Consider the following 19,183-nt stretch of genomic DNA (forward strand, 5'->3'; position numbering starts at 1 on the left):
TTGTGGCATAGGCCTAGGGACAGCAACCGGCCGGGACAGAGCCAGGTGCAGGAGAGAAAACCGCCGATACGGCGCGCCATCCGGCCCGAATCTGTCATCGCGAATCACCAGACCAAAGCGGCAAGAGGATTGAGCGCCATGACCACCACAACCTCCCCCTTCCCGGATCAGACCACAGCACCCTTGGGTGACGAACAGAGCTGCGCGGCGCTGATCGCGCGCTTTCTGGAAGCGCGCGGCATCGACCGGATCTTCGGCCTGCAAGGCGGCCATATCCAGCCGATCTGGGACCATTGCGCGCGGCTCGGCATCCGCATCGTCGATGTGCGAGACGAAGGCGCGGCGGTGCACATGGCCCATGCCCATGCCGAGCTGACCGGCACGCTGGGCGTGGTGATGGTCACCGCCGGCCCCGGCGTCACCAACACGGTGACGGCGATCGCCAATGCCTCGCTGGCGCGCATGCCGGTGCTGGTGATCGGCGGCTGCGCCCCGCGCCCGCAGATCAACATGGGCCCGTTGCAGGACATTCCCCATGTCGAGATTTTGAAACCCGTTACCCGTGTCTCGCGCACCCTGCGCGTCTCCGAACAGGTGCTGCGCGAGCTGGACGAAGCGGTCTCCCGCGCGTTTGGCGATGGCGGCGAGCCGGGCCCGGTTTACGTCGAAATCCCCACCGACGTGCTGCGCGAGGACATCCACCCCGCGCTGATCCTTGAGGAATGGCTTTCCCCCACCCGCACGCGCGAGATCGTCCCCTCCCCCGACTCGGTGACGCAGGCGGTGGAGGCGCTGTGGTCGGCCAAGCGCCCGCTGGTCATCACCGGACGCGGCGCGCGTGGGCTGGGTGACAGCCTGCCCCGCCTGCTCGACGCAACCGGCGCGGTCTATCTCGACACGCAGGAATCGCGCGGACTGCTGGCGCCGGACCATCCCGCCGGGGTCGGCGCGATGCGGGCCGCCGCGATGGGGCAAGCCGATCTGGTGCTCGTGATCGGGCGCAAGCTGGATTACCAGCTCGGCTATGGCTCGCCCGCCGTCTATCCCGGCGCGCGCTTCGTGCGCATCGCCGACAATGTGGGCGAGTTGATCGACAACCGCCGGGGCACGCCGGAAATCCTCGCCACGCCGAAACTGGCGCTGGAAGCCATCATTGCCGCAGCAGGCGACCGTAAACCCGCCGCCGACCGCGCATGGACCACAGGCCTGCGCCGCAAACATGAGGAACGCAGCGCCCCCAAGGAACTGCCCGCCACCGGCCCAGACGGCAAGATCAACCCGGCGCGCATCTTTGCCGCCATTGCCGAAAAGGCCGCCCCCGATGCGATCGGCATTGCCGATGGCGGCGATCTGCTCAGCTTCGCGCGCATTGGTCTCGCCACCACGACCTATATGGATTCGGGCACCTTTGGCTGCCTTGGCGTCGGCGTGCCCTATGCCATCGCCGCCGCGCTGGCCTATCCCGGGCGGCAGGTGATCTCGATCAATGGCGACGGTTCCTTCGGCTTCAACGCCATGGAGGTGGACACCGCCGTGCGCCATGGCGCCAAGGCCGTCTTCATCATCTCGAACAACGCCGCCTGGAACATCGAGCGCCACGATCAGGCGACGAATTATGGCGGCCGCGTGGTCGGCACCACCCTGCGCCATTCGGACTATGCCGCGCTGGCACGCGCGCTGGGCGCCCATGGCGAACGCGTTGAGAAGGCTGAAGACCTTCCCGCCGCGCTGGAGCGCGCGCTGGCCCATGCGCCGGCGGTGATCGATGTCGTCACCTCGGGGGAGATCCCTTCGTCGGACGCCAACAAGGGCCTGGGCTTCGTGCCCGACTATCAGGCGCTCACCGCCTGGAACGATGCCGAAGTGAAGCGTCGCGAACGCTGAAGGAGGGGGCTGATGTTCAGCAAGGAAGCCGTGGACCGCGCCGAAGCGCGCACCTTATACGAAACATTTCAGGACACTGTGCAGCGCTGGGGGCCGCGAGCCGCCTATGCGGTGCCGCCCATGGCCGGGCGCCCCTACCATCCCGATGGTTTCGAGATCAGCTGGGACGACACCGCCGCCGGGGTCGAGGCGATGCGCCAGCGCTACGGCGCGGCGGGCTATGGGCTGGGGCACAGGGTGGCGATCCTGTTCCACCAGCGACCCGAATTCCTGTTTCACTTTTTCGCGCTGAACGTGCTGGGCGTCAGCGTGGTGCCGGTCAATCCTGATTACCGTGTCGATGAAATCGCCTATCTGCTGGAGCATAGCGAGGCCCGGCTGTTGCTGGGCATAGACAGCCGCCTGAACGATCTGCGCGAAGCCGCCGCTCTGGCGCCGCTGGCGCCGCCTGTGGTGTCCTTCGACCAGATGCCGGATGCGCTGCCCACTGCTGGCACGCCAGCCGGACAGGGCACGCCCGGCCCGGATACGGAAGCGGCGATGCTCTACACCTCCGGCACCACCGGCCGGCCCAAGGGATGCATACTCACCAATCTCTATTTTCATCATTTCGGGGGCTGGTATCTCACGCGCGGCGGACTGCTCGATATGCGCGAGGGTAAGGAGCGGATGTACAACCCCTTGCCGCTCCATCACGCCAACTGCCTGTCGATCTCGATGCCCGCCATGCTGATGTCGGGCGGATGTCTGGTCTTCCCCGACCGGTTCCATCCCAAAAGCTGGTGGGCAGACCTTCTCGCCTGCAAGGTCACCTGCGTGCATATGCAGGGGATCATCCCCAATCTTCTGCTGAAATTGCCCGAAACGCGGGAGGAAAAAGCGCATCATGTCCGCTTCGGCTTTTGCGCCGGGATCGAGCCCGATCACCATGCGGCCTTTGAAAGGCGCTTTGGCTTTCCGGTGGTCGAAATGTGGTCGATGTCCGAAGTCGGTCGCTTTCTCACCGACAACATCGAGCCGCGCAAGATCGGCACCCGCGCCTTCGGCAGGGCGGATATCGGCTGCGAGGCGCGGATCGTCGATGAGAAGGGCAACGTCTGCCTCCCCGGCCAGCCCGGCGAACTGCTGATCCGCCACAGCGAGGCCACCCCGCGCCGGGGCTTCTTCTCCAGCTATTACAAGAATGACGCCGCCACCGACGAGGCCTGGGCTGATGGCTGGTTCCACACCGGCGATGTCGTGGTGGAGGATGCCAGCGGCATGATGTTCTTTATGGACCGCCGCAAGAACATCATCCGCCGCGCCGGAGAGAACATCGCCGCCGCCGAGGTGGAGGCCTGCCTCTGCGCGCATCCTGCGGTCAAGCAGGCCGCCGCCATCGCCGTGCCGGACGACATCCGCGAGGAGGAGATCATGGCCTGCATCGTCCCGCAGGATCCGCAGGCCGATGCCGAGGCGCTGTCGCGCGAATTGCTGGACTGGTGCATGGAGAAGATGGCCTATTTCAAGGCTCCGGCCTGGTATTTGCTGATGGGGGAACTGCCCACCGGCACCTCACAAAAGCTGCAGAAGATCGCCCTGTTCCCCGCCGGTACGGACCCGCGCATCCAGCAAGGCGCCGTCGATCTGCGCAGCTTCAAAAAACCGCATGCCGCGGCCAAAGCGGTGGCGGCGGTGAACGGGCCAGGCTAACGCTTTGATAAGGGGCCGGTGAAGGGGACATCTCCTTCACCGGCCAGTGTCAGATTCGCCCATCATGGATGGACAAGCCTTCGGGTCGCGCGGCAACAATGCAGCGTTGAGGCCAATGGGTCGATCCGTGAATTTTACGGGTATCGAACCGCCCATGGATCGGGCAGGGTCAGGCTGGCATGTCGACGCCAGAACCTCACCGCTTTCAACAGCTTGCACCCATGCTGCGCGCTTTTGCCTGTCGCCGGGCGGATGCCTTGCTGCTGCCGGCCTATGCGGCGGGCTTTGCCTTTCTTCACTGGGTGGCGCTGCCATGGGGCGGGGATGGCTTCTTCTCGCTGTGGTATCCGGCGGCCGGTTTGCGCTTTGCCGTCCTGTGGCGCTGGGGCACGCGCCTGACGCCATGGCTGATGGCCACGGAGCTGGTGGTGGATGCGCTGACCGGGCAGGTCGTTCTTGCCGGGCCCGATGTATGGCACGATGTGCTGGGCGTGATCCGCCCGGCCCTGACCTGCGGGCTGGTGCTGGCCGCCCTGCATCGTCTGGCGGCGCGGCGGCGCGGGCCCCACCTCTTGCCGCCGATGATCTTCGGCCTGGCCGCGGTGGGCGCGCCGATCCTCACCGCCCTGCTGGTGCAGCCCATCCAGCTGATCCTGCCGCGCAGCCAGTCCACCTTCGGCCATGGCATCGATCTGGTGATCGCCCTGTGCAGTCTGGTGGTGGGAGATCTGCTGGGCATTCTGGTGCTGGCCCCCTTGCTGCTCTCGCTCGACAAGGTGATCGCGCGCAAACTGACCCTGAACCTGCCGCGCCTGACGGCCTGGCCCGTGCTGGAGGGTGGCGGCGTTCTGGCGGTCAGCACATTTGCCAGCTGGATCCTGTGGCGCGCGGGCATGGGGGTGCAGGCCGCGCCGGGGCTGCTGGCGGGCGCATGGATCGGGCTGCGTTTCGGGCAACGCGGCGCATGGCTGGCGATCTTCGCGCAGGTGGTGATGCTGCTCCCCTATTCCGCGCAACACGTGACCTATACGCAGCGCCTTGGCCTGCATCTGGGGCTGGCCTCCACGGTGATCGTGACATGGCTGGCGGGCAGCTATTGCGATGCCCAGCGCTGGGCGCAGGCCAGCCTCGACCGGCGCAACCGCATGCTGTTTCAGGCCGAGCGGCTCAAGACCCTGCGAGCCATGTCGGTCGCGGTGATCCATGAGATCAGCCAACCGCTCTCCACGCTGGCGATCGAGGCGCGGCATCTGAACGAAACTTGCCGCGATGCGTCTCCCGAAGCCGCCGCCAGCGCAGCGCTGGTTGACCGCAAGGCGCGCGAACTCTCCGACATGGTGCGGCGCCTGCGCCGTTTCGGCGGGCGTGACGTGGACGAGCCCTCACCCGTACCGGTGGCCCAGCTGGTGCAGACCGCCCGCCAGATCGTGGCCCCCGAACTGCGCGCGCTCGGGGCATGGCTCGATGCCGATCCGGTGGCCGAGGACATTTTCGTGCAGGCGCAGGAAGTCGAGCTGACTCAGGCGCTGGTCAATCTGCTGCGCAACGCCATGGCCGCGCATGCGCGGGTGGCTCAGTCCGAGAGCGATATGCGGCTCGATGTGCGGGTCGAAGGCAGCGAAGTCTGCCTCGAGATCGTGAACGCCGCCACGGCGGCAGACGTCAGCGGCAATGGCATGGGCGTGGGGCTGGCCATCGCCCGGACCATCATCGAGGCCCACGGCGGCAGGCTGTCACGCAGGGACGCGCCCGGGCAGGTGCGCTTCCTTCTCTTCCTGCCCATCCTCGGAGCCAGTGCATGACCGTCCAGCCCCCTTCCTGCGTGGCCGTGCTCGATGACGACGCCGATTTCGCCGCAGCCGTCGCGCGGCTGCTGGTGCGGCAGGGCTTGGAGGCCAGCTTTTTCACCAAACCGGCTGCTTTGCTGGGCGGGATGATGGCCACAAGGTTCAGTTGCGTGGTCAGCGACATCCAGATGGCCGAAACCGATGGCTTCACCCTTGCCGAGCATCTGCGCGCCCGCGACCCCTGCGTGGCGCTGGTGTTCATGACCGCCTGGCCCACCACCGCCCATGCCGTGGATGCGGTGCGCCGCCATGGCGGCCTGGACTATCTGGAAAAGCCGCTGGACGAGAGCCGCCTGATCGTCGCGGTGCACGAGGGGCTGGCATGGTCGGCGCGCAAGTGGCAGGTCGAGCAGGCCACCGGTGCCTTCACCCGCCGCGAGCGGGAGGTGTTCGATGTGCTGGTGAAGGGGCACAGCAACAAGGAAGTCGCCGATCTTTTGGGGATTTCGGTGCGTACGGTCGAGGATCATCGCGCGGCCATCGTGAGCAAGACCCGCGCCAATGGGCTTGCCCAGCTTGTCGCCCTCAGCCGTGGAGAGGGTTGAAACGGGGCGACGCGATCCCCAATCTGTACATTCCAGCCATAGGGGCACCCTGCGCGATCTTCTCCGCCGATGGCAGGCCGGTGGACAATTGCGCATGTGGCCCCTAGGGCCCCGACCACCTACAAGAGCCGCCGACTCATCGGCCAGGAATGTTCACGCCAATGCCCCCATCCACGATCATCGCCGAACGGCCCAGCCCGGCCACGCCCGCGATGCCCGCCTCCCCCGCCCGGCAGAGCGCCGAGGATCAGGCCCTGCTGGCAACCGCCGCAAAGGTGGCGCGCGGTTTCAGCGGCCCCAAGCCGATGATCTACTGGGGCGACCTGCTGGCCACGATCATCGTCGGCTATGGCGCGCTGCTGGCGCTGATCAACCGGCCTCTGGACATGGCGGCGGCTGGGCTCTTCGTGGTGGCGGTGCTTGCGCTCTACCGGGCCGAAAGCTTTATTCATGAGCTGACGCATATTCCGTATCGCAAGATGCGCGGCTTTCATATCGGCTGGAACCTGCTGGTCGGCATTCCCCTGCTGACGCCCTCTTTCCTTTATGAAGGCGTTCACACGCAGCATCATCTGCGCACCTGCTACGGCACGGCGCGCGATCCGGAATATCTGCCGCTGGCCGGGGCCGGATGGCTGCGGGTGGCTGGCTTCACCGCCCTTGCCGCGCTGGCGCCCATCGGCCTGATCCTGCGCTTTGCGCTGCTCGCCCCCGCCGGGCTGGTGAGCCGCAACTGGCGCAGCGCCATCGAGGCGCGCTTCTCCGCGCTGGCCATCAACCCGGATTATCGCCGCGCCCGCCCCGCGCCGGAGGCCTATCGCCGCTGGCTGCTGCTCGAAACCCTGTGCACGATCTGGGCCCTGTCCATCGTGGCCCTGCTGGTGACGCATACGGTCTCGGTGCGCAGCGCTGCTCTGGTGGTCGCCGTGGTGATGGGCGTCGCGCTGATCAATCAGGTCCGCACGCTGGCGGCCCATCTCTGGCAGAACGAGAGCGGCGAGGTCATGAGCCTTACCGCGCAATTCGCCGACTCGGTCAACGTGCCGCCGCCCGCGATGCTGCCGATGCTTTGGGCGCCGGTGGGGCTGCGCTATCATGGGCTGCACCATCTGCTGCCGTCGGTGGCCTATCATGATCTGGGCAAGGCCCATCGCCTGCTGGCCAGCCATTTCGCCAAGGGCGAGACCTATCACGGCAGCAGCCATCGCAGCCTGTGGGCCACCGTGCGGCGCTGGGTGGGCTAAGCCCAAACGGGCTGGCTCATCCGGATCGCGGCTGTTCAAGAAGCGACACGCCCCGGATCGCCCTGTGGCGATGACTGAGGCGTCATTTGATCCGCGTGGTCATTTTATTGCTTCGCTGCGCCATGCCGCCTCATCGCCGAACAGGCCATATCTTCTTCATCGCAGCGCAGTTCCGCGCTGCATGAAGGAGAAAGACCATGATCCGCATCACCCCCTCCCACCTGATCCGCCGGGTTGCCGTTCTCGCGCTGGGCTTCGCCGCTGTTGACGCTCAGGCGACTACCCCTCACAGCTTCCGCGACATCGACTTCAGCGCCAACGGAACCGAGCTGCCGCTGGCCGAACAGGCATTCGCCCGGCAACTGGCCCCCAGCGGGGCCCCGGTTGCTCAGGCCAGCGCCGCGCTGCGCAAGGCAGGCGCGCATCAGCTGCGGACTGCGCCCAACGGTGATCTGCGCTTCGCCTATGCCACCACCGATGTCGCCTATGATCTGCTGCGCGATACGCAACTGGTGATCCGGGTTGCGCAGCAGAACGGACAGGTCACTTCGGTCACGGTCGCGCAGACGACCTACGGCGGCTGATCGGCCCGAAGCATCCTGACGGATAGGCAGGCGGCCACCTGAACGCTCGGGATTGCCGCCAGCCCCTTAAATGCGAGGCATTGCGCAAAGACATCGCGCGCAATGTGAAACAATCAGAATATCTTATAATTTGAAGTCCTCAATTGTTCTTGCCGCCCCTTCTTTCCAAGCCTGTCCCCATAAACAACATGGGGACTGCAGTGACGATCTCGACCTTTTCATGGCTGGCCGCCACCGGCCTGACCATCGCCCATCCCGCCCTCGCTCTGGCCGCCGATGGGAACGTGGCCCCTGCGGCAACCGCCGTCAGCGATAGCGCCAGTGATGAAGGCTCCGCGATCATCGTCACCGGCACCCGCGCGCGCGGCATCACCCAGGCCGAAAGCCCCACGCCGATCAAGGTGCTGGACAGCGCCGCTCTGGGCAAAGTCGGCCAGCCCAGCGTCAATCAGGCGCTGGCGCAGCTGATCCCCTCCTTCAGCGCGCAAAGCGTGGGCGGCGGCAATGATATGAACAATCTGACGCTGGGGGCCAAATTGCGCGGCCTCAGTCCCAATCACACTTTGGTGCTGATCAATGGCAAGCGCCGCCATGGCACCGCCAATTTCAGCGTGGGCGGCGGGGCCTACGCCGGAGGCGCGGCGCCCGATCTCGATCTGATCGCGCCGGACTCCATCGACCATATCGAAGTGCTGGAACAAGGCGCCGCCGCGCAATATGGCTCCGACGCCATCGCCGGGGTGATCAACATCATCCTGAAAGACAAGAATGCGGGCGGCGCGCTGGATGCCACCGGCGGCTCCTATTACAACACCGGTGGGCTGACGGGGGCGGCCTCTTTCAATGTCGGCACGAAGCTTGGCGAGAAAGGGTTCCTCAACCTCACCGCCTTCCAGCGCTATCAGGACTACAATCTGACCGGCGGGCTGGACAAGCGCGTCACCGATCTCGACGGCACGCTGCTGCCCTCGCTCAGCGCGGCGCAGAAGGCGCTTTATACCGGCGTGGCGAAATATCCCTACGTCAATCAGGATCACTACACGCGCTCGATCCTCACCACCCTGCAGTACAACGCCGGTTACGATCTGGGCGTTGTGCAGCTTTACAGCTTCGGCAGCTATGGCCACCGGGTGGCCTATTCCAAGCAGAATGTGCGCCTGCCCGACCGCATCATCGCCTCTTCGGTGCTGGGTGTGGCGGGCAAGCTTGGCGCGGCGGACGCCATCCTTTTCGCCCCCAACGGCTTCACCCCCAATGAAAGCATCCGCGAGGACGATCTGGCCTTCACCGCAGGCGCGCGCGGGCAGCTGGCGGGCTTCAACATCGATCTGAGCGGCACATGGGGCCAGGATCATGACAATGTCTACACGCTGGATTCCGCCAATGCCCAGCTCTTCGTTAACACCCATGCCACGCCGACCGATTTCTACGACGGTTCCTGGCGCGCCACCGAATGGACCTTGAACGCCGACATCAACCGCGATCTGGACATCGGCCTGCCCAAGCCGCTGACGCTGGCCTTCGGCGCGGAATATCGCAAGAACGTCTATGCCATCGGAGCGGGATCGCCCGAAAGCTATGAGCTGGGCGGGGCGCAAGCCTATCCCGGCTTTACCCCCATCGATGCGGGCAGCCACAACCGGCACAATGTGGCGCTCTATGCCGATATCACCGCCCATCCGACGGCCAAATGGCTGATCGAACCGGCGGTGCGCTGGGAGCATTATTCCGACTTCGGCGACACCACCACCTGGAAGGTGACCAGCCGCTATGACCTCAGCCCGGCGTTTGGCCTGCGCGGCACGGCCAGCACAGGCTTTCGCGCGCCCACGCTGGCCGAGGAGTATTTCTCCGCCACCAACCTTTCGCCCACCACAGCGACCGTGCAACTGCCTGCCAATTCGGCGGCCTCCAAGCTGCTGGGCTTCCAGAATCTGAAGCCGGAGAAATCCACCAATTACAGCCTCGGACTGGTGCTGCGCCCCGCCCCGCGCCTGACGATCACGCTGGACGCCTATCAAATCAGGGTGCGCAACCGCATTCTGAACACCAGCACGCTTTACGGCACGGGCGGGGCCGTCACCTATCCGCTGGTGACGCAGGCGATCATCGCCAATGGCAATGTGCTGGACCCTACAGTGGCCACCACCGGCGTCTCGATCTACACCAACGCCGCCGACACGCGCACCCGCGGGGTGGACGCCGTGGTCAGCTATGCCAGCGATTTCGGGGATCTGGGCAAGGTGAACTGGACGCTGGCGGGCACCTACAACAAGACCAAGGCCACGAAAATCTACAGCCCCAGCGCGCTGATCCCTGTCAGCAGCACCTTCAGCGCCACCGCGCAATCCTCGCTGGAAAGCAGCACGCCGACCCTGAAGGTGATCACCGGGGCCGACTGGCTGCTGGGCAGGCTGGACATCAACGCGCGCGGCACGCTCTATGCCGCCACGCGCACCTATGTGACGCCGGGCACCGGCCTCTATCTGCAGCGCGTCCCGCCCGCCTATATCGTCGATCTGGATGTCGGCTATCAGCTGCGCAAGGGGCTGAAGCTGTCGGTGGGGGCGAACAATCTGTTCAACGTCCGGCCGCCGATTTCAAGCGCCACGGCCACCGGCAGCAGCCTGCTCAACCTGCGCATCGCCACCGCGCCCTACGGCATCAACGGCGGCTATTATTACGGCAAGGTGGCCCTCACCTTCTGAGAAAAGCGCGATGCGAGGCATGGCGCTCCCTCATTTCGATCAGAGGCGGGCGACCCTATAAATGGGATTTCCCCCGCAACGGCGAGGTGGTGGAACTGTTTCCGGCGTGGAGCGACGAGGCCTTTCCACTTTACGCCATCTATCCATCGCGCCGCCATCGGCCCGCGAAGGTGCAGGTGGTTCTGGATTTTATCGCTCGCCGGATCGCTGAAGAGTTGCGGCAGTAGGCGGGAGAAAGAAAATGCGAGGGTGGCATCTTTGTTGGTAGCATGTCTCAAAAACATGCTCCGGGCCCTCGCATCTTATTTAATCCCTTACTCCTGCTCCAAATCCCCCAAAGCCTCTCGCAAAGGCCCGAGCCAGGCATCCCAGGCCTGCCAATTCTCTGTACCCTGCCGGAAGATGGGCGTGCGCACCTGCTCGGACGAGGGCGTGCGCACCGGGCGCTGCGTTTTGTGGAACTGAAGACAGGCTTCCTCGAAAGGCAGGCTCAGCCCCGCCAGCAGAGCCCTGATCTGCCCCTCGCTGTCCTCCACAAGGCTTTCATAACGGACGCGATGCACCGCGCCGGGCAGTACGGCATCGAAATGGGCCATCAGCCGCACATAATCGCGGTAATAATGGCCCAGATCGGCCAGATCATAAGCGAAATGCTGCCCGCGCGCGAAATGCTGGCGGAAATTGGCCACGCCCGCCGACAGCGGATGGCGCCGCACATCGACGATCCGCGCGTTCGGCAGGATTGCCTTGATAAAGCCGGCATAAAGCCAGTTGTTGGGCAGCTTGTCGATGAAGAACGGACGGTCGGTTTTGCGCTGGGGGGAAACGCGACGCAGGTAATCCTCGCCCAGTGCGCGCAGTTGATCCGCCGACAGGTCATGCGGATCATCGCCCGGACTGCCCCAGAGTTCGGGAATATCGGGCAATTCGGCGATAGCCTCGATCTGGCTGTGGCTGGCCAGAATCTGTTCGACCAGCGTGGAGCCCGCGCGCGGCAGGCCGACGATAAAGATCGGATCGGGCGCAGGGCAGCCCTGCCCCTGCCGCGCAGCAAAAAACGCTGCATCGAAGCGGGCGATCATGGCATCGACGCGCTTTGTCGTCTCACCGGCATCGTAGTGGATCAGGGCGCGGCGATGGGCGTTGCCATCACGATAGGCGGCGAAGGCTTGCGCTGGATCCCCTGCATCCTCCCACGCCTTGCCGCTGGCGAATTCGAGATGGAAACGGTCCTCGGGCGCCAGATCCTTGCGTTCCAGCGCCTGCGCCATTGTTGTGCGATCCTCGTCATCAAAGCGCACCGTCTTCAGATTGGCCAGCGACCACCATGCCTCGCCAAAGCCCGGCTCCAGCGCAACGGCCTTGCGGTAGGCCGCCACAGCCTCCTCCAGCCGCCCCACCGTCTTGAGCACATGGCCGCAAGACATCCACACCCGCGCATGCCCGGGAAAGCGCGCCAGCATATCCTCATAGAGCGCCAGCGCCGCCTCGAACTCGCCCAACCGGTTGAGGACTGCGGCACGCAGGTTGGGATTGCCTTCCTCACGCTCCACATCCAGTCGGTCGAGCTGCTCCAGAGCCTCGCTGGCGCGGTTGGTGCGATAGAGCATGGTCGCCAGATTGACACGCGCCGCGCTGAAATCCGGCGCCAGCTCCAGCGTGCGGCGCAACAAGGTTTCGGCATCGCGCGCCCGACCGATCCGCGCCGCCAGTTCGGCCAGCATGCGGATCGCGGCGACATCGAAGGGATCGGCCTTCAGATGGTTCTTGAGCAGCGGCTCGGCCTCATTCAGCCGGTTCTCGCGCAGCGCCAGTGCGGCACGCAGCAGCATGGGATCGCGGGTGGCAGCAGCAAGGCGGTCGGACAAATCTGAGGTCGTCATCGCCCCGAACTATGCTGTTTTGGCCACGGTTTGGCAAATAGCAACGCGCGGCATACAGCCTGCGTCATTTACCCCTTGCAATCAGAAGCGACACAGTCTGTGATAAAAATACAATAGAAATGCAACAGGGTGGACATATCATGCGCGAACGCGTCGCCGGGGTTTCGATGCGCCGTCTCTCGAAGGCGACTCTCGCCTCGCTGCTGGGAGGCACCATGCTGGCCTCCTCGCCGGCTTTGGCACAGCAGGCCGCCAATTCCGACGCTCCCGCTGACATCGTTGTCACCGCGCAAAAGCGCGAGGAAAGCCTGCAGCAGGTTCCCATCAGCATTCAGGCGCTGAGCGCCGCGAAGATGGAGCAGCATCAGGTCGCCAGCTTTGACGATTACGCCAAGCTACTGCCCAGCGTCAGCTTCCAGTCCTATGGTCCGGGCCAGTCGCAGATCTACTTCCGCGGCGTCACCTCGGGCAGCGACTACAATGGCGCTTTTGGCGGCTCGCAGCCGACCAGCGCGCTCTATCTCGACGAAATGCCGCTGACCACCATCGGCGGCGCGGTCGATCTGCATATCTATGACATGCAGCGCGTCGAGGCTCTGTCCGGCCCGCAGGGCACTTTGTTCGGCTCCAGTTCGCTGTCGGGCACGCTGCGCCTGATCACCAACAAGCCCACCCACAAGTTCGAAGCCGGGATCGACGTGTCCGGCACCACCTTCGGCAAGGGCCGCAACTCCAGCGGCGGCAGCTTCGACGCCTTCATCAACATTCCCATCAGCCAGTCCGTCGCCTTCCGCGCCTCGGGCTTCTACCAGCGTGATGGCGGCTACATCAGCAATGTGCCGGGCACGCGCAACTATCCGGCCACCGACGTTAACGGCAACCCGACCATCGTGCCGGTCAGCAATGCCAAATATGTGAAGAAGAATTACAACGATGTCGAAACCTGGGGCGGCCGCGCGGCTCTCGGCATCGATCTGGACGAGAACTGGACCGTCACGCCCAGCGTGATCTACCAGAACCAGAAGGCGCACGGCACCTTCCTTTACGGGCCGCTGACGGGCAATGATCCGCTCAGCCCCTCGGTCGGCGACCTGAAAGTGCAGGATTACACGCCCGAACTGAACCGCGACCAGTGGGTGCAGGCGGCCATGACCATCCATGGCAAGCTGGGCAATTGGGATGTGACCTATGCGGGCGGCTATTTCAGCCGCTTCGTCGACACCACCGCCGATTATTCGGACTACACCGTCTCCTACTATGAGTCGCTTGGGCCCGCCTACACCAGCTTCATCGGCGCCAACGGGCAAAATCTGGACCCGAGCCAGATCTATCACGTCCACCACCACTACACCAAGCAGAGCCACGAGTTCCGCGTGTCCTCGCCCTCCACGGACCGCTTCCGCCTGACCGCTGGCCTGTTCATGCAGCGCCAGAGCGACGAGGTGAAAGCCGATTACATCATTCCGGGTCTGGCGACAGCGCAGGGCAATCCGGCGGTGCCGCGCTGCGGGGATGACATCTTCTGCTCGCGCATCACCCGCATCGACCGCGACTATGCCGCCTTTGCCGATGCCTCTTACGATATTCTGCCGAACCTGACCCTCTCGGCGGGCATTCGCGGCTTTATCGCCAACAACACGGCTTCGGGCTTCTCCGGCACGGCGAGCCGGGTGGGCACCGCCGCCTGCCCCGTCACCAGCGACCAGAACCTGCCCTGCCTGCTCTACAACAAAAAGGCGGTCGAGGCCGGGCAGACCCATCGCGTCACGCTCAACTGGAAGGTGGATCGCGACCATCTGGTCTATGCCACCTATTCCACCGGCTATCGCCCGGGCGGCATCAACCGTCTGGTGCAGGTGGCGCCTTACGAGGCCGATACGCTGACCAACTATGAGGTTGGCGTGAAGACCAGCTGGTTCAACCGGCATCTCACGGTCAACCTCGCCCTGTTCGACGAGGAGTGGAACAAGATGCAGATCGGGCTGACCACGCCCGATTCCAATGGCACGCTCAGCATCTACAATGTCGGCAGTGCGCGGATCAGGGGTGTGGAGGGCGATGCCAGCCTGAGCCTTGGCCATCTGACGATCTCGGGATCGGGGGCCTACACCGATGCCAAGACCCGCAAGGACTTCTGCAACATCGGCGCCAGCGGCAACCCGGATTGCAGCCAGGGCGTCTATATTCCCTCCGGCACGCGTCTGCCGGTGCAGCCCAAGTTCAAGGGCAATGTGACGGCGCGCTACAGCTTCGATCTGGGCGGTTACCGGCCCTATGTGCAGGCCAGCGCCAGCCATCAGTCGGGCACGGATGCCTATTTCGTGCAGCCGGTGGCGGGCGCGCTATGGCAGACGGCGGGCTTCACAACCTTCGACTTCGCGCTGGGCGCCAAGGCGGGGCAATGGTCGTGGGAGGCTTTCGTGCTCAACGCTTTCGACAAGCGCGGCATCCTCAGCCTCAACACGGTCTGCATTCCCTCCACCTGTGCGCAATTCGCCCGCGCCTATGCCACGCGGCCTCAGGAGTTCGGCATCAAGCTGGGGCGCAAGTTCTAGGCGTTTAAGCCTGGCGGCTCGCCCCCTCGCCGAACAGACGCGAGGGCAGGCCAGCCGCCAGCAGCGCGCAGGCCAACAGCACCGGCTCCAGCAGCAAGGTCGCGCCCAGCACGCCTGACCTGCCCGTGACATGGGGCGAGGCGAAATAACCGCCGCCGATCAGCGCCACACCCAACGCCGTGCCCAATTGCTGCCCGGTCTTGAGCAAGCCGCTGGCCGCGCCCGCATGGCCGGAGTCGACATGGGCCACCGTCACCGGCCCGACACTGCCCGAGGCCATGCCCATCCCCATCCCGGCCAGCGCAACCAGCGGCAGCAGCGCCATCAACGGCCACTGAGTGAGCCCGATGGCCAGCAACAGTGTGCCGCCCGAGACAGCCATCGTCAGCGCCCCGGCCACCAGCACCCAGCGGCCATAGCGCGGCAGCAGCCGACGCCCGATGCCGCCGATCCCCAGCATCACGCCAAGGCTGAAGGGCATATGCAGCAAGCCGGTCTGCAGGGGCGAGAGGCCGCGCTCACGCTGCAGGGCAAAAGCGAAGATCAGCAGAAAACCGCCCGTCGCCAGCGCGAAACTGGCCGCGATGGCGAGGCCCAGGCGGAAGGTCGGCACGGTGAACAACTCAGGCGAGAACAACACGGCGCGCCCTTGCCCGGACCGGCGTTTCACATGACGCCAACCCAAAGCGTAAAGCACCACCGCCCCCAGCAGACTGCCCAGTTCCAGAACTCCGGCGCCGCTATGCTCCATGGCGATCAACGGCCAGACCAGCGCGGCAGTCGCCAGCGCGAACAGAGCCGTCCCCGCCAGATCAAGCCCTCCGCCATGAGGAGAGCGCATGGCGGGCAGAAAGCGCAGCCCCATCAGCATGGCGATCAACCCCACCGGCGCATTGACCAGAAAGATCATCCGCCAGCCAAGGCCAAACAGATCGGCATGGATCAGCACACCGCCCAGAATGGGCCCGGCGATCGCTGCCAGCCCGCCGATCACCCCGAAGAGCGCCATTTTGTGAACCCGCTCCAGCGGATCGAACAGGATCTGCATCAGCGCCAGAGACTGCGGCGCCATCATGGCCCCGGTCACGCCTTGCAGGATGCGCGCCACCACCAGCTGCGTGCCACTGCCCGCCACGCCGCACAGCACCGAGGCCAGCGTGAAACCGGCCACGCCGGTGACGAACATGCGGCGATAACCCAGCGCATCGCCCAGCCTGCCGCCCAGCATCAGGCACATGGCAAAGGCCAGCGCATAGCCCGCCGCCACCCATTCGGAGGTTTGCGGACTGGCGGCATAATCGGCCTGAATGGCAGGCAGCGCGGTGTTGACGATGGTGAGATCGACGATCTCCAGCACCAGCGCGATCACCAGAGTCAGCACGGCCAGAGTTTTCCGGCCGTGCGACAGGGTTGGAACAGTCATGATGGAAGGCCCCCCGCCTTCTTGGCTGACGCCGTTATTTCAGGCTTTGCAGATAGGCGACCACGGCGGCGCGGCGTTTGGCATCGGAAATGGCAATCACCATCCGCGTGCCGGGCACCATCTTGGCCGGAGCGGTCAGAAAGCGGTCAAGATTGGCGGCATTCCACACCAGACCCGAAGCTTTCAGCGCGGGCGAATAGCTGGCAAAATCCGTGCTGCCTGCCTTGCGCCCGGCCACGCCGAAGACATTGGGCGCGATGGCGGGCTTGGCGCCCTTGGCGTTGACATGGCACATCTGGCACTGCTGCTTGAAGATGGCCGCGCCCTCCGCAGCGGGCTGGGCGAATGCCATTGCAGGCGTGAGCAGAGCGGCCAGCGCGAGCGGCATGGTACGAAACAGGGTCATGGTGGGTCTATCCAATCGTGGGGGGATCGGGCGCATCAGATCGCGCCCGCTTTCATCCGGGTGACGGCGTAATCCGCCGCACGGGCGGTCAGCGCCATATAGGTCAGCGAGGGGTTCTGGCAGGCGCTGGACGACATCTGCGCGCCATCGGTGACGAACAGATTGTCGATCTGATGGGCCTGGCTCCATTTGTTGAGCACGCTGCTGGCCGGGTCATGGCCCATGCGCGCGCCGCCCATCTCGTGGATCGCGGTGCCGCCGGGGCCGGGGCGGTCGAAGCCGAAGATCACATGCCCGCCCGCTGCCGTCAGCATGGAGGCGGCTTCCTTCTTGGCATCGGCCAGAGCGGCGAGTTCCTCCTTGCCATGGTTGAAGCTGATCTCCAACTGAGGCACGCCCAGCGGATCGAGCTTCTTCGACAGCGCTAGACGGTTGGTCACGCGCGGCACGCTCTCGGCAAAGACCACCAGCACCATGCGCCATGCACCGGGTTCGCGCAGGTGGTTCTTGTAATCCTCGCCGATGCCTGCCTCGCGGGCGCCCGCCGTCCATGTCGATTGCAGCGCGCCGCCCTGGAAGGAATAGCCGCGCGTAAAACCATCGCCATCCAGCTTGTCGAGGTTGCGGAAGCGCGGGATCACGATGCCGGTGGGGCGGTTGCCGAAAGTGGTGTGATCCTCGAAGCCCGGCATGATTGCCGCCGCCGAAAGCGTGTTGGCGTGGTCCATGATATGGGTGCCCAGCACGCCGCTGCCATTGGCCAGACCGCCCGGCATCGCCTCACTGGCCGAATTGAGCAGCAGATGCACCGAGTTGAAGGCGCCGGCATTCAGGAACACCATGCGCGCCGTGGCGCTCTTGCGCGCCTTGGTCTGCGTGTCGATCCAGCGCACGCCGGTGACGCGCCTGGTGGCGGGATCGTAATCGACCTTCTCCACCTGAGCATTGGTGATGACGGTCAGCCGCCCGGTCGCGGTGGCGGCGGGCAAGGTGCTGGATTGCGTCGAGAAATAGGCGCCGAAGGAACAGCCGCGCATGCAGATGTTGCGATACTGGCAGGGGCCGCGCCCCAGTTCCGGCTTGGCCTCGGTGAGGTTGGCGGTCCGGCCCACGGTGAGGCAGCGGTCCGGCCATTGCTTCAGGATTTTCTCGCGCACCGTCTGCTCAACAATGTTGAGCGCCATCGGCGGCTGGAAATGGCCGTCGGGAAGCTGGGCCAGGCCTTCCTTCGCGCCCGAAACGCCGACGAACTCTTCCACCTTATCGTACCATGGGGCCAGATCGGCATAGCGGATGGGCCAATCGGCGCCGTGGCCATCGCGCTTGTTGGCGCCAAAGTCATAGTCGGACCAGCGATAGCACTGGCGGCCCCACGTCAGCGAACGCCCGCCCATCTGATAGGAGCGGAACCATGTGAACGCGCCCTCGCCCACTTCGTAAGGGTTCTGGGCATCGTTGACGAAGTGGTTCTGGGTGAATTCGGTGAAGTGACGGTTCAATTGCTGCACCGGATAGTCACGCGCATAGAGTGCGGCATCGCCCTCGCCGCGAAAGGGCATCTCCCACGGCGTTTTCATCTCGGTGGTGTAATCGGCGCCATGTTCGATGGGACGGCCACGCTCCAGCATCAGCACCTTCAGACCGGCCTCGGTCAGTTGCTTGGCGGCGAAGCCCCCGGTGATGCCGGAGCCGACGACGATAACGTCAAAATCGTGATTGGTCATGGGCTTATCCAAAATCCACCGCAGTCCAGTCGCTGGAGAAGGCGCGGTCGCCCTTGTGCAGCGGAATGTCATTGTCCCAGCGGCCCGGAACCGCTTCGTAGCGCAGCTCCTTCGAGCCGCCTTCCTCGCTGGTGTAATAGCCGGTGAGGATCAGCGTCTTGATCGCGCGCCATGGCGAGGGTTGCGCAGGCGGCGGTCCGGCGGGAAAGGCCTCGGCGTCCAGCGCGGCGAGCAAGGCGCGTCGCTGGGCCGGGGGCTGGGCCATAAAGTCGCCTTTGGCGCGACGGTTGAGGTCTTGCTGCAGCCACAGATCATGGCGCAGCGAGCCATCGGCGCGCAGCGGCCATCCGGCGGGCGCATCCTTCACCGGCGCGCGCGTGCCCTTCAGCCCATGCGCCAGAGCGAGGCTGAGAAAAGCCCCGCCCCCCACCTCGCCCGCACCAGCGGTTGTGGTGCGCGGGATGACCAGCTGGCTGACCTCTTTCAGCAGAGCGCTTTGCTGCGCGGTAGGGGCTTCTCCGGCGGGCAGAGCCGCCAGCAAGCGACCGGGCGTGGTGCCCAGCGCTGCGGCCAGCAGGCCCGCCGCGCTCAGAAATTCGCGTCGGTTCCAGGGGGTCATGGCTGAAGTCCCATCAGCTTTTGGTTGAGGATGCGATCCGCGCCAGATTTGGCGAAATCGTCGAAGGCA

Annotated in this window: 14 protein-coding genes; 9 read left to right on the forward strand and 5 right to left on the reverse strand. The window is 65.1% G+C overall.

Translation table 11 applies throughout. The annotated features are described in order from the left end of the window. Positions 1-138: 138 nt before the first annotated feature. The 8 genes from SR3_RS24055 (at position 139) to SR3_RS31590 (ending at position 10,731) form a co-directional block, all read left to right on the forward strand. Positions 139-1,884 carry a thiamine pyrophosphate-binding protein gene (locus SR3_RS24055; protein WP_068091668.1) on the forward strand — a complete coding sequence of 582 codons (1,746 nt, stop codon included), beginning with the start codon at positions 139-141 and terminating at the stop codon, positions 1,882-1,884. 12 nt (positions 1,885-1,896) lie between these two features. Further along, the gene (locus tag SR3_RS24060; protein WP_068091671.1) at positions 1,897-3,576 is read left to right on the forward strand and encodes an AMP-binding protein; all 1,680 of its coding nucleotides are present in this window, start codon (positions 1,897-1,899) and stop codon (positions 3,574-3,576) included. A gap of 221 nt (positions 3,577-3,797) precedes the next feature. Then, positions 3,798-5,378 carry an ATP-binding protein gene (locus SR3_RS24065; RefSeq protein WP_245654076.1) on the forward strand — a complete coding sequence of 527 codons (1,581 nt, stop codon included), beginning with the start codon at positions 3,798-3,800 and terminating at the stop codon, positions 5,376-5,378. Then, positions 5,375-5,968 carry a response regulator transcription factor gene (locus SR3_RS24070; protein ID WP_068091678.1) on the forward strand — a complete coding sequence of 198 codons (594 nt, stop codon included), beginning with the start codon at positions 5,375-5,377 and terminating at the stop codon, positions 5,966-5,968. The genes SR3_RS24065 and SR3_RS24070 overlap by 4 nt, the downstream gene beginning before the upstream one ends. A 161-nt stretch (positions 5,969-6,129) precedes the next feature. After that, positions 6,130-7,212: a fatty acid desaturase family protein gene (locus SR3_RS24075; RefSeq protein ID WP_068091680.1), complete on the forward strand. Its 1,083-nt coding sequence runs from the start codon at positions 6,130-6,132 to the stop codon at positions 7,210-7,212. Between the two features lie 197 nt (positions 7,213-7,409). Further along, positions 7,410-7,796: a hypothetical protein gene (locus SR3_RS24080; RefSeq protein WP_068091682.1), complete on the forward strand. Its 387-nt coding sequence runs from the start codon at positions 7,410-7,412 to the stop codon at positions 7,794-7,796. A 200-nt stretch (positions 7,797-7,996) separates the two neighbouring features. After that, complete coding sequence (locus SR3_RS24085) at positions 7,997-10,504, forward strand: TonB-dependent receptor plug domain-containing protein (protein ID WP_245654077.1); 2,508 nt, start codon at positions 7,997-7,999, stop codon at positions 10,502-10,504. A gap of 89 nt (positions 10,505-10,593) precedes the next feature. Next, a complete protein-coding gene (locus tag SR3_RS31590) occupies positions 10,594-10,731 on the forward strand; it encodes a hypothetical protein (protein ID WP_157099080.1) in 138 nt (45 codons plus the stop codon). Between the two features lie 87 nt (positions 10,732-10,818). Here SR3_RS31590 and SR3_RS24090 read toward each other — a convergent pair whose 3' ends face one another. After that, positions 10,819-12,387 carry a tetratricopeptide repeat-containing sulfotransferase family protein gene (locus SR3_RS24090; RefSeq protein WP_174549184.1) on the reverse strand — a complete coding sequence of 523 codons (1,569 nt, stop codon included), beginning with the start codon at positions 12,385-12,387 and terminating at the stop codon, positions 10,819-10,821. Positions 12,388-12,527: 140 nt separating this feature from the next. Between SR3_RS24090 and SR3_RS24095 the strand changes: the two genes are divergently transcribed. Continuing rightward, positions 12,528-14,942 (forward strand): TonB-dependent receptor, encoded by a 2,415-nt coding sequence (locus SR3_RS24095; protein ID WP_245654078.1) that lies wholly within the window; start codon positions 12,528-12,530, stop codon positions 14,940-14,942. 4 nt (positions 14,943-14,946) lie between these two features. Here SR3_RS24095 and SR3_RS24100 read toward each other — a convergent pair whose 3' ends face one another. The 4 genes from SR3_RS24100 to SR3_RS24115 are packed head-to-tail and all read right to left on the reverse strand — an operon-like array spanning position 14,947 to position 19,114. Next, the gene (locus SR3_RS24100; protein ID WP_068091688.1) at positions 14,947-16,365 is read right to left on the reverse strand and encodes an MFS transporter; all 1,419 of its coding nucleotides are present in this window, start codon (positions 16,363-16,365) and stop codon (positions 14,947-14,949) included. Positions 16,366-16,399: 34 nt separating this feature from the next. Beyond that, positions 16,400-16,771: a c-type cytochrome gene (locus SR3_RS24105; protein ID WP_068091691.1), complete on the reverse strand. Its 372-nt coding sequence runs from the start codon at positions 16,769-16,771 to the stop codon at positions 16,400-16,402. A gap of 35 nt (positions 16,772-16,806) precedes the next feature. Then, on the reverse strand, positions 16,807-18,495 hold the full coding sequence (locus SR3_RS24110; RefSeq protein ID WP_068091694.1) for a GMC oxidoreductase: 1,689 nt from the start codon (positions 18,493-18,495) through the stop codon (positions 16,807-16,809). Positions 18,496-18,499: 4 nt separating this feature from the next. Further along, complete coding sequence (locus SR3_RS24115; RefSeq protein ID WP_068091697.1) at positions 18,500-19,114, reverse strand: gluconate 2-dehydrogenase subunit 3 family protein; 615 nt, start codon at positions 19,112-19,114, stop codon at positions 18,500-18,502. Positions 19,115-19,183: the final 69 nt, after the last annotated feature.

It is taken from the genome of Novosphingobium rosa NBRC 15208 (assembly GCF_001598555.1).
Taxonomy (GTDB): domain Bacteria; phylum Pseudomonadota; class Alphaproteobacteria; order Sphingomonadales; family Sphingomonadaceae; genus Novosphingobium; species Novosphingobium rosa.

Coding starts and splice junctions, on each gene's coding strand:
- SR3_RS24055 (WP_068091668.1), top strand. CDS start 139: ATGACCACCACAACCTCCCCCTTCCCGGATCAGACCACAGCACCCTTG.
- SR3_RS24060 (WP_068091671.1), top strand. CDS start 1,897: ATGTTCAGCAAGGAAGCCGTGGACCGCGCCGAAGCGCGCACCTTATAC.
- SR3_RS24065 (WP_245654076.1), top strand. CDS start 3,798: ATGCTGCGCGCTTTTGCCTGTCGCCGGGCGGATGCCTTGCTGCTGCCG.
- SR3_RS24070 (WP_068091678.1), top strand. CDS start 5,375: ATGACCGTCCAGCCCCCTTCCTGCGTGGCCGTGCTCGATGACGACGCC.
- SR3_RS24075 (WP_068091680.1), top strand. CDS start 6,130: ATGCCCCCATCCACGATCATCGCCGAACGGCCCAGCCCGGCCACGCCC.
- SR3_RS24080 (WP_068091682.1), top strand. CDS start 7,410: ATGATCCGCATCACCCCCTCCCACCTGATCCGCCGGGTTGCCGTTCTC.
- SR3_RS24090 (WP_174549184.1), bottom strand. CDS start 12,387: ATGACGACCTCAGATTTGTCCGACCGCCTTGCTGCTGCCACCCGCGAT.
- SR3_RS24095 (WP_245654078.1), top strand. CDS start 12,528: ATGCGCGAACGCGTCGCCGGGGTTTCGATGCGCCGTCTCTCGAAGGCG.
- SR3_RS24100 (WP_068091688.1), bottom strand. CDS start 16,365: ATGACTGTTCCAACCCTGTCGCACGGCCGGAAAACTCTGGCCGTGCTG.
- SR3_RS24105 (WP_068091691.1), bottom strand. CDS start 16,771: ATGACCCTGTTTCGTACCATGCCGCTCGCGCTGGCCGCTCTGCTCACG.
- SR3_RS24110 (WP_068091694.1), bottom strand. CDS start 18,495: ATGACCAATCACGATTTTGACGTTATCGTCGTCGGCTCCGGCATCACC.
- SR3_RS24115 (WP_068091697.1), bottom strand. CDS start 19,114: ATGACCCCCTGGAACCGACGCGAATTTCTGAGCGCGGCGGGCCTGCTG.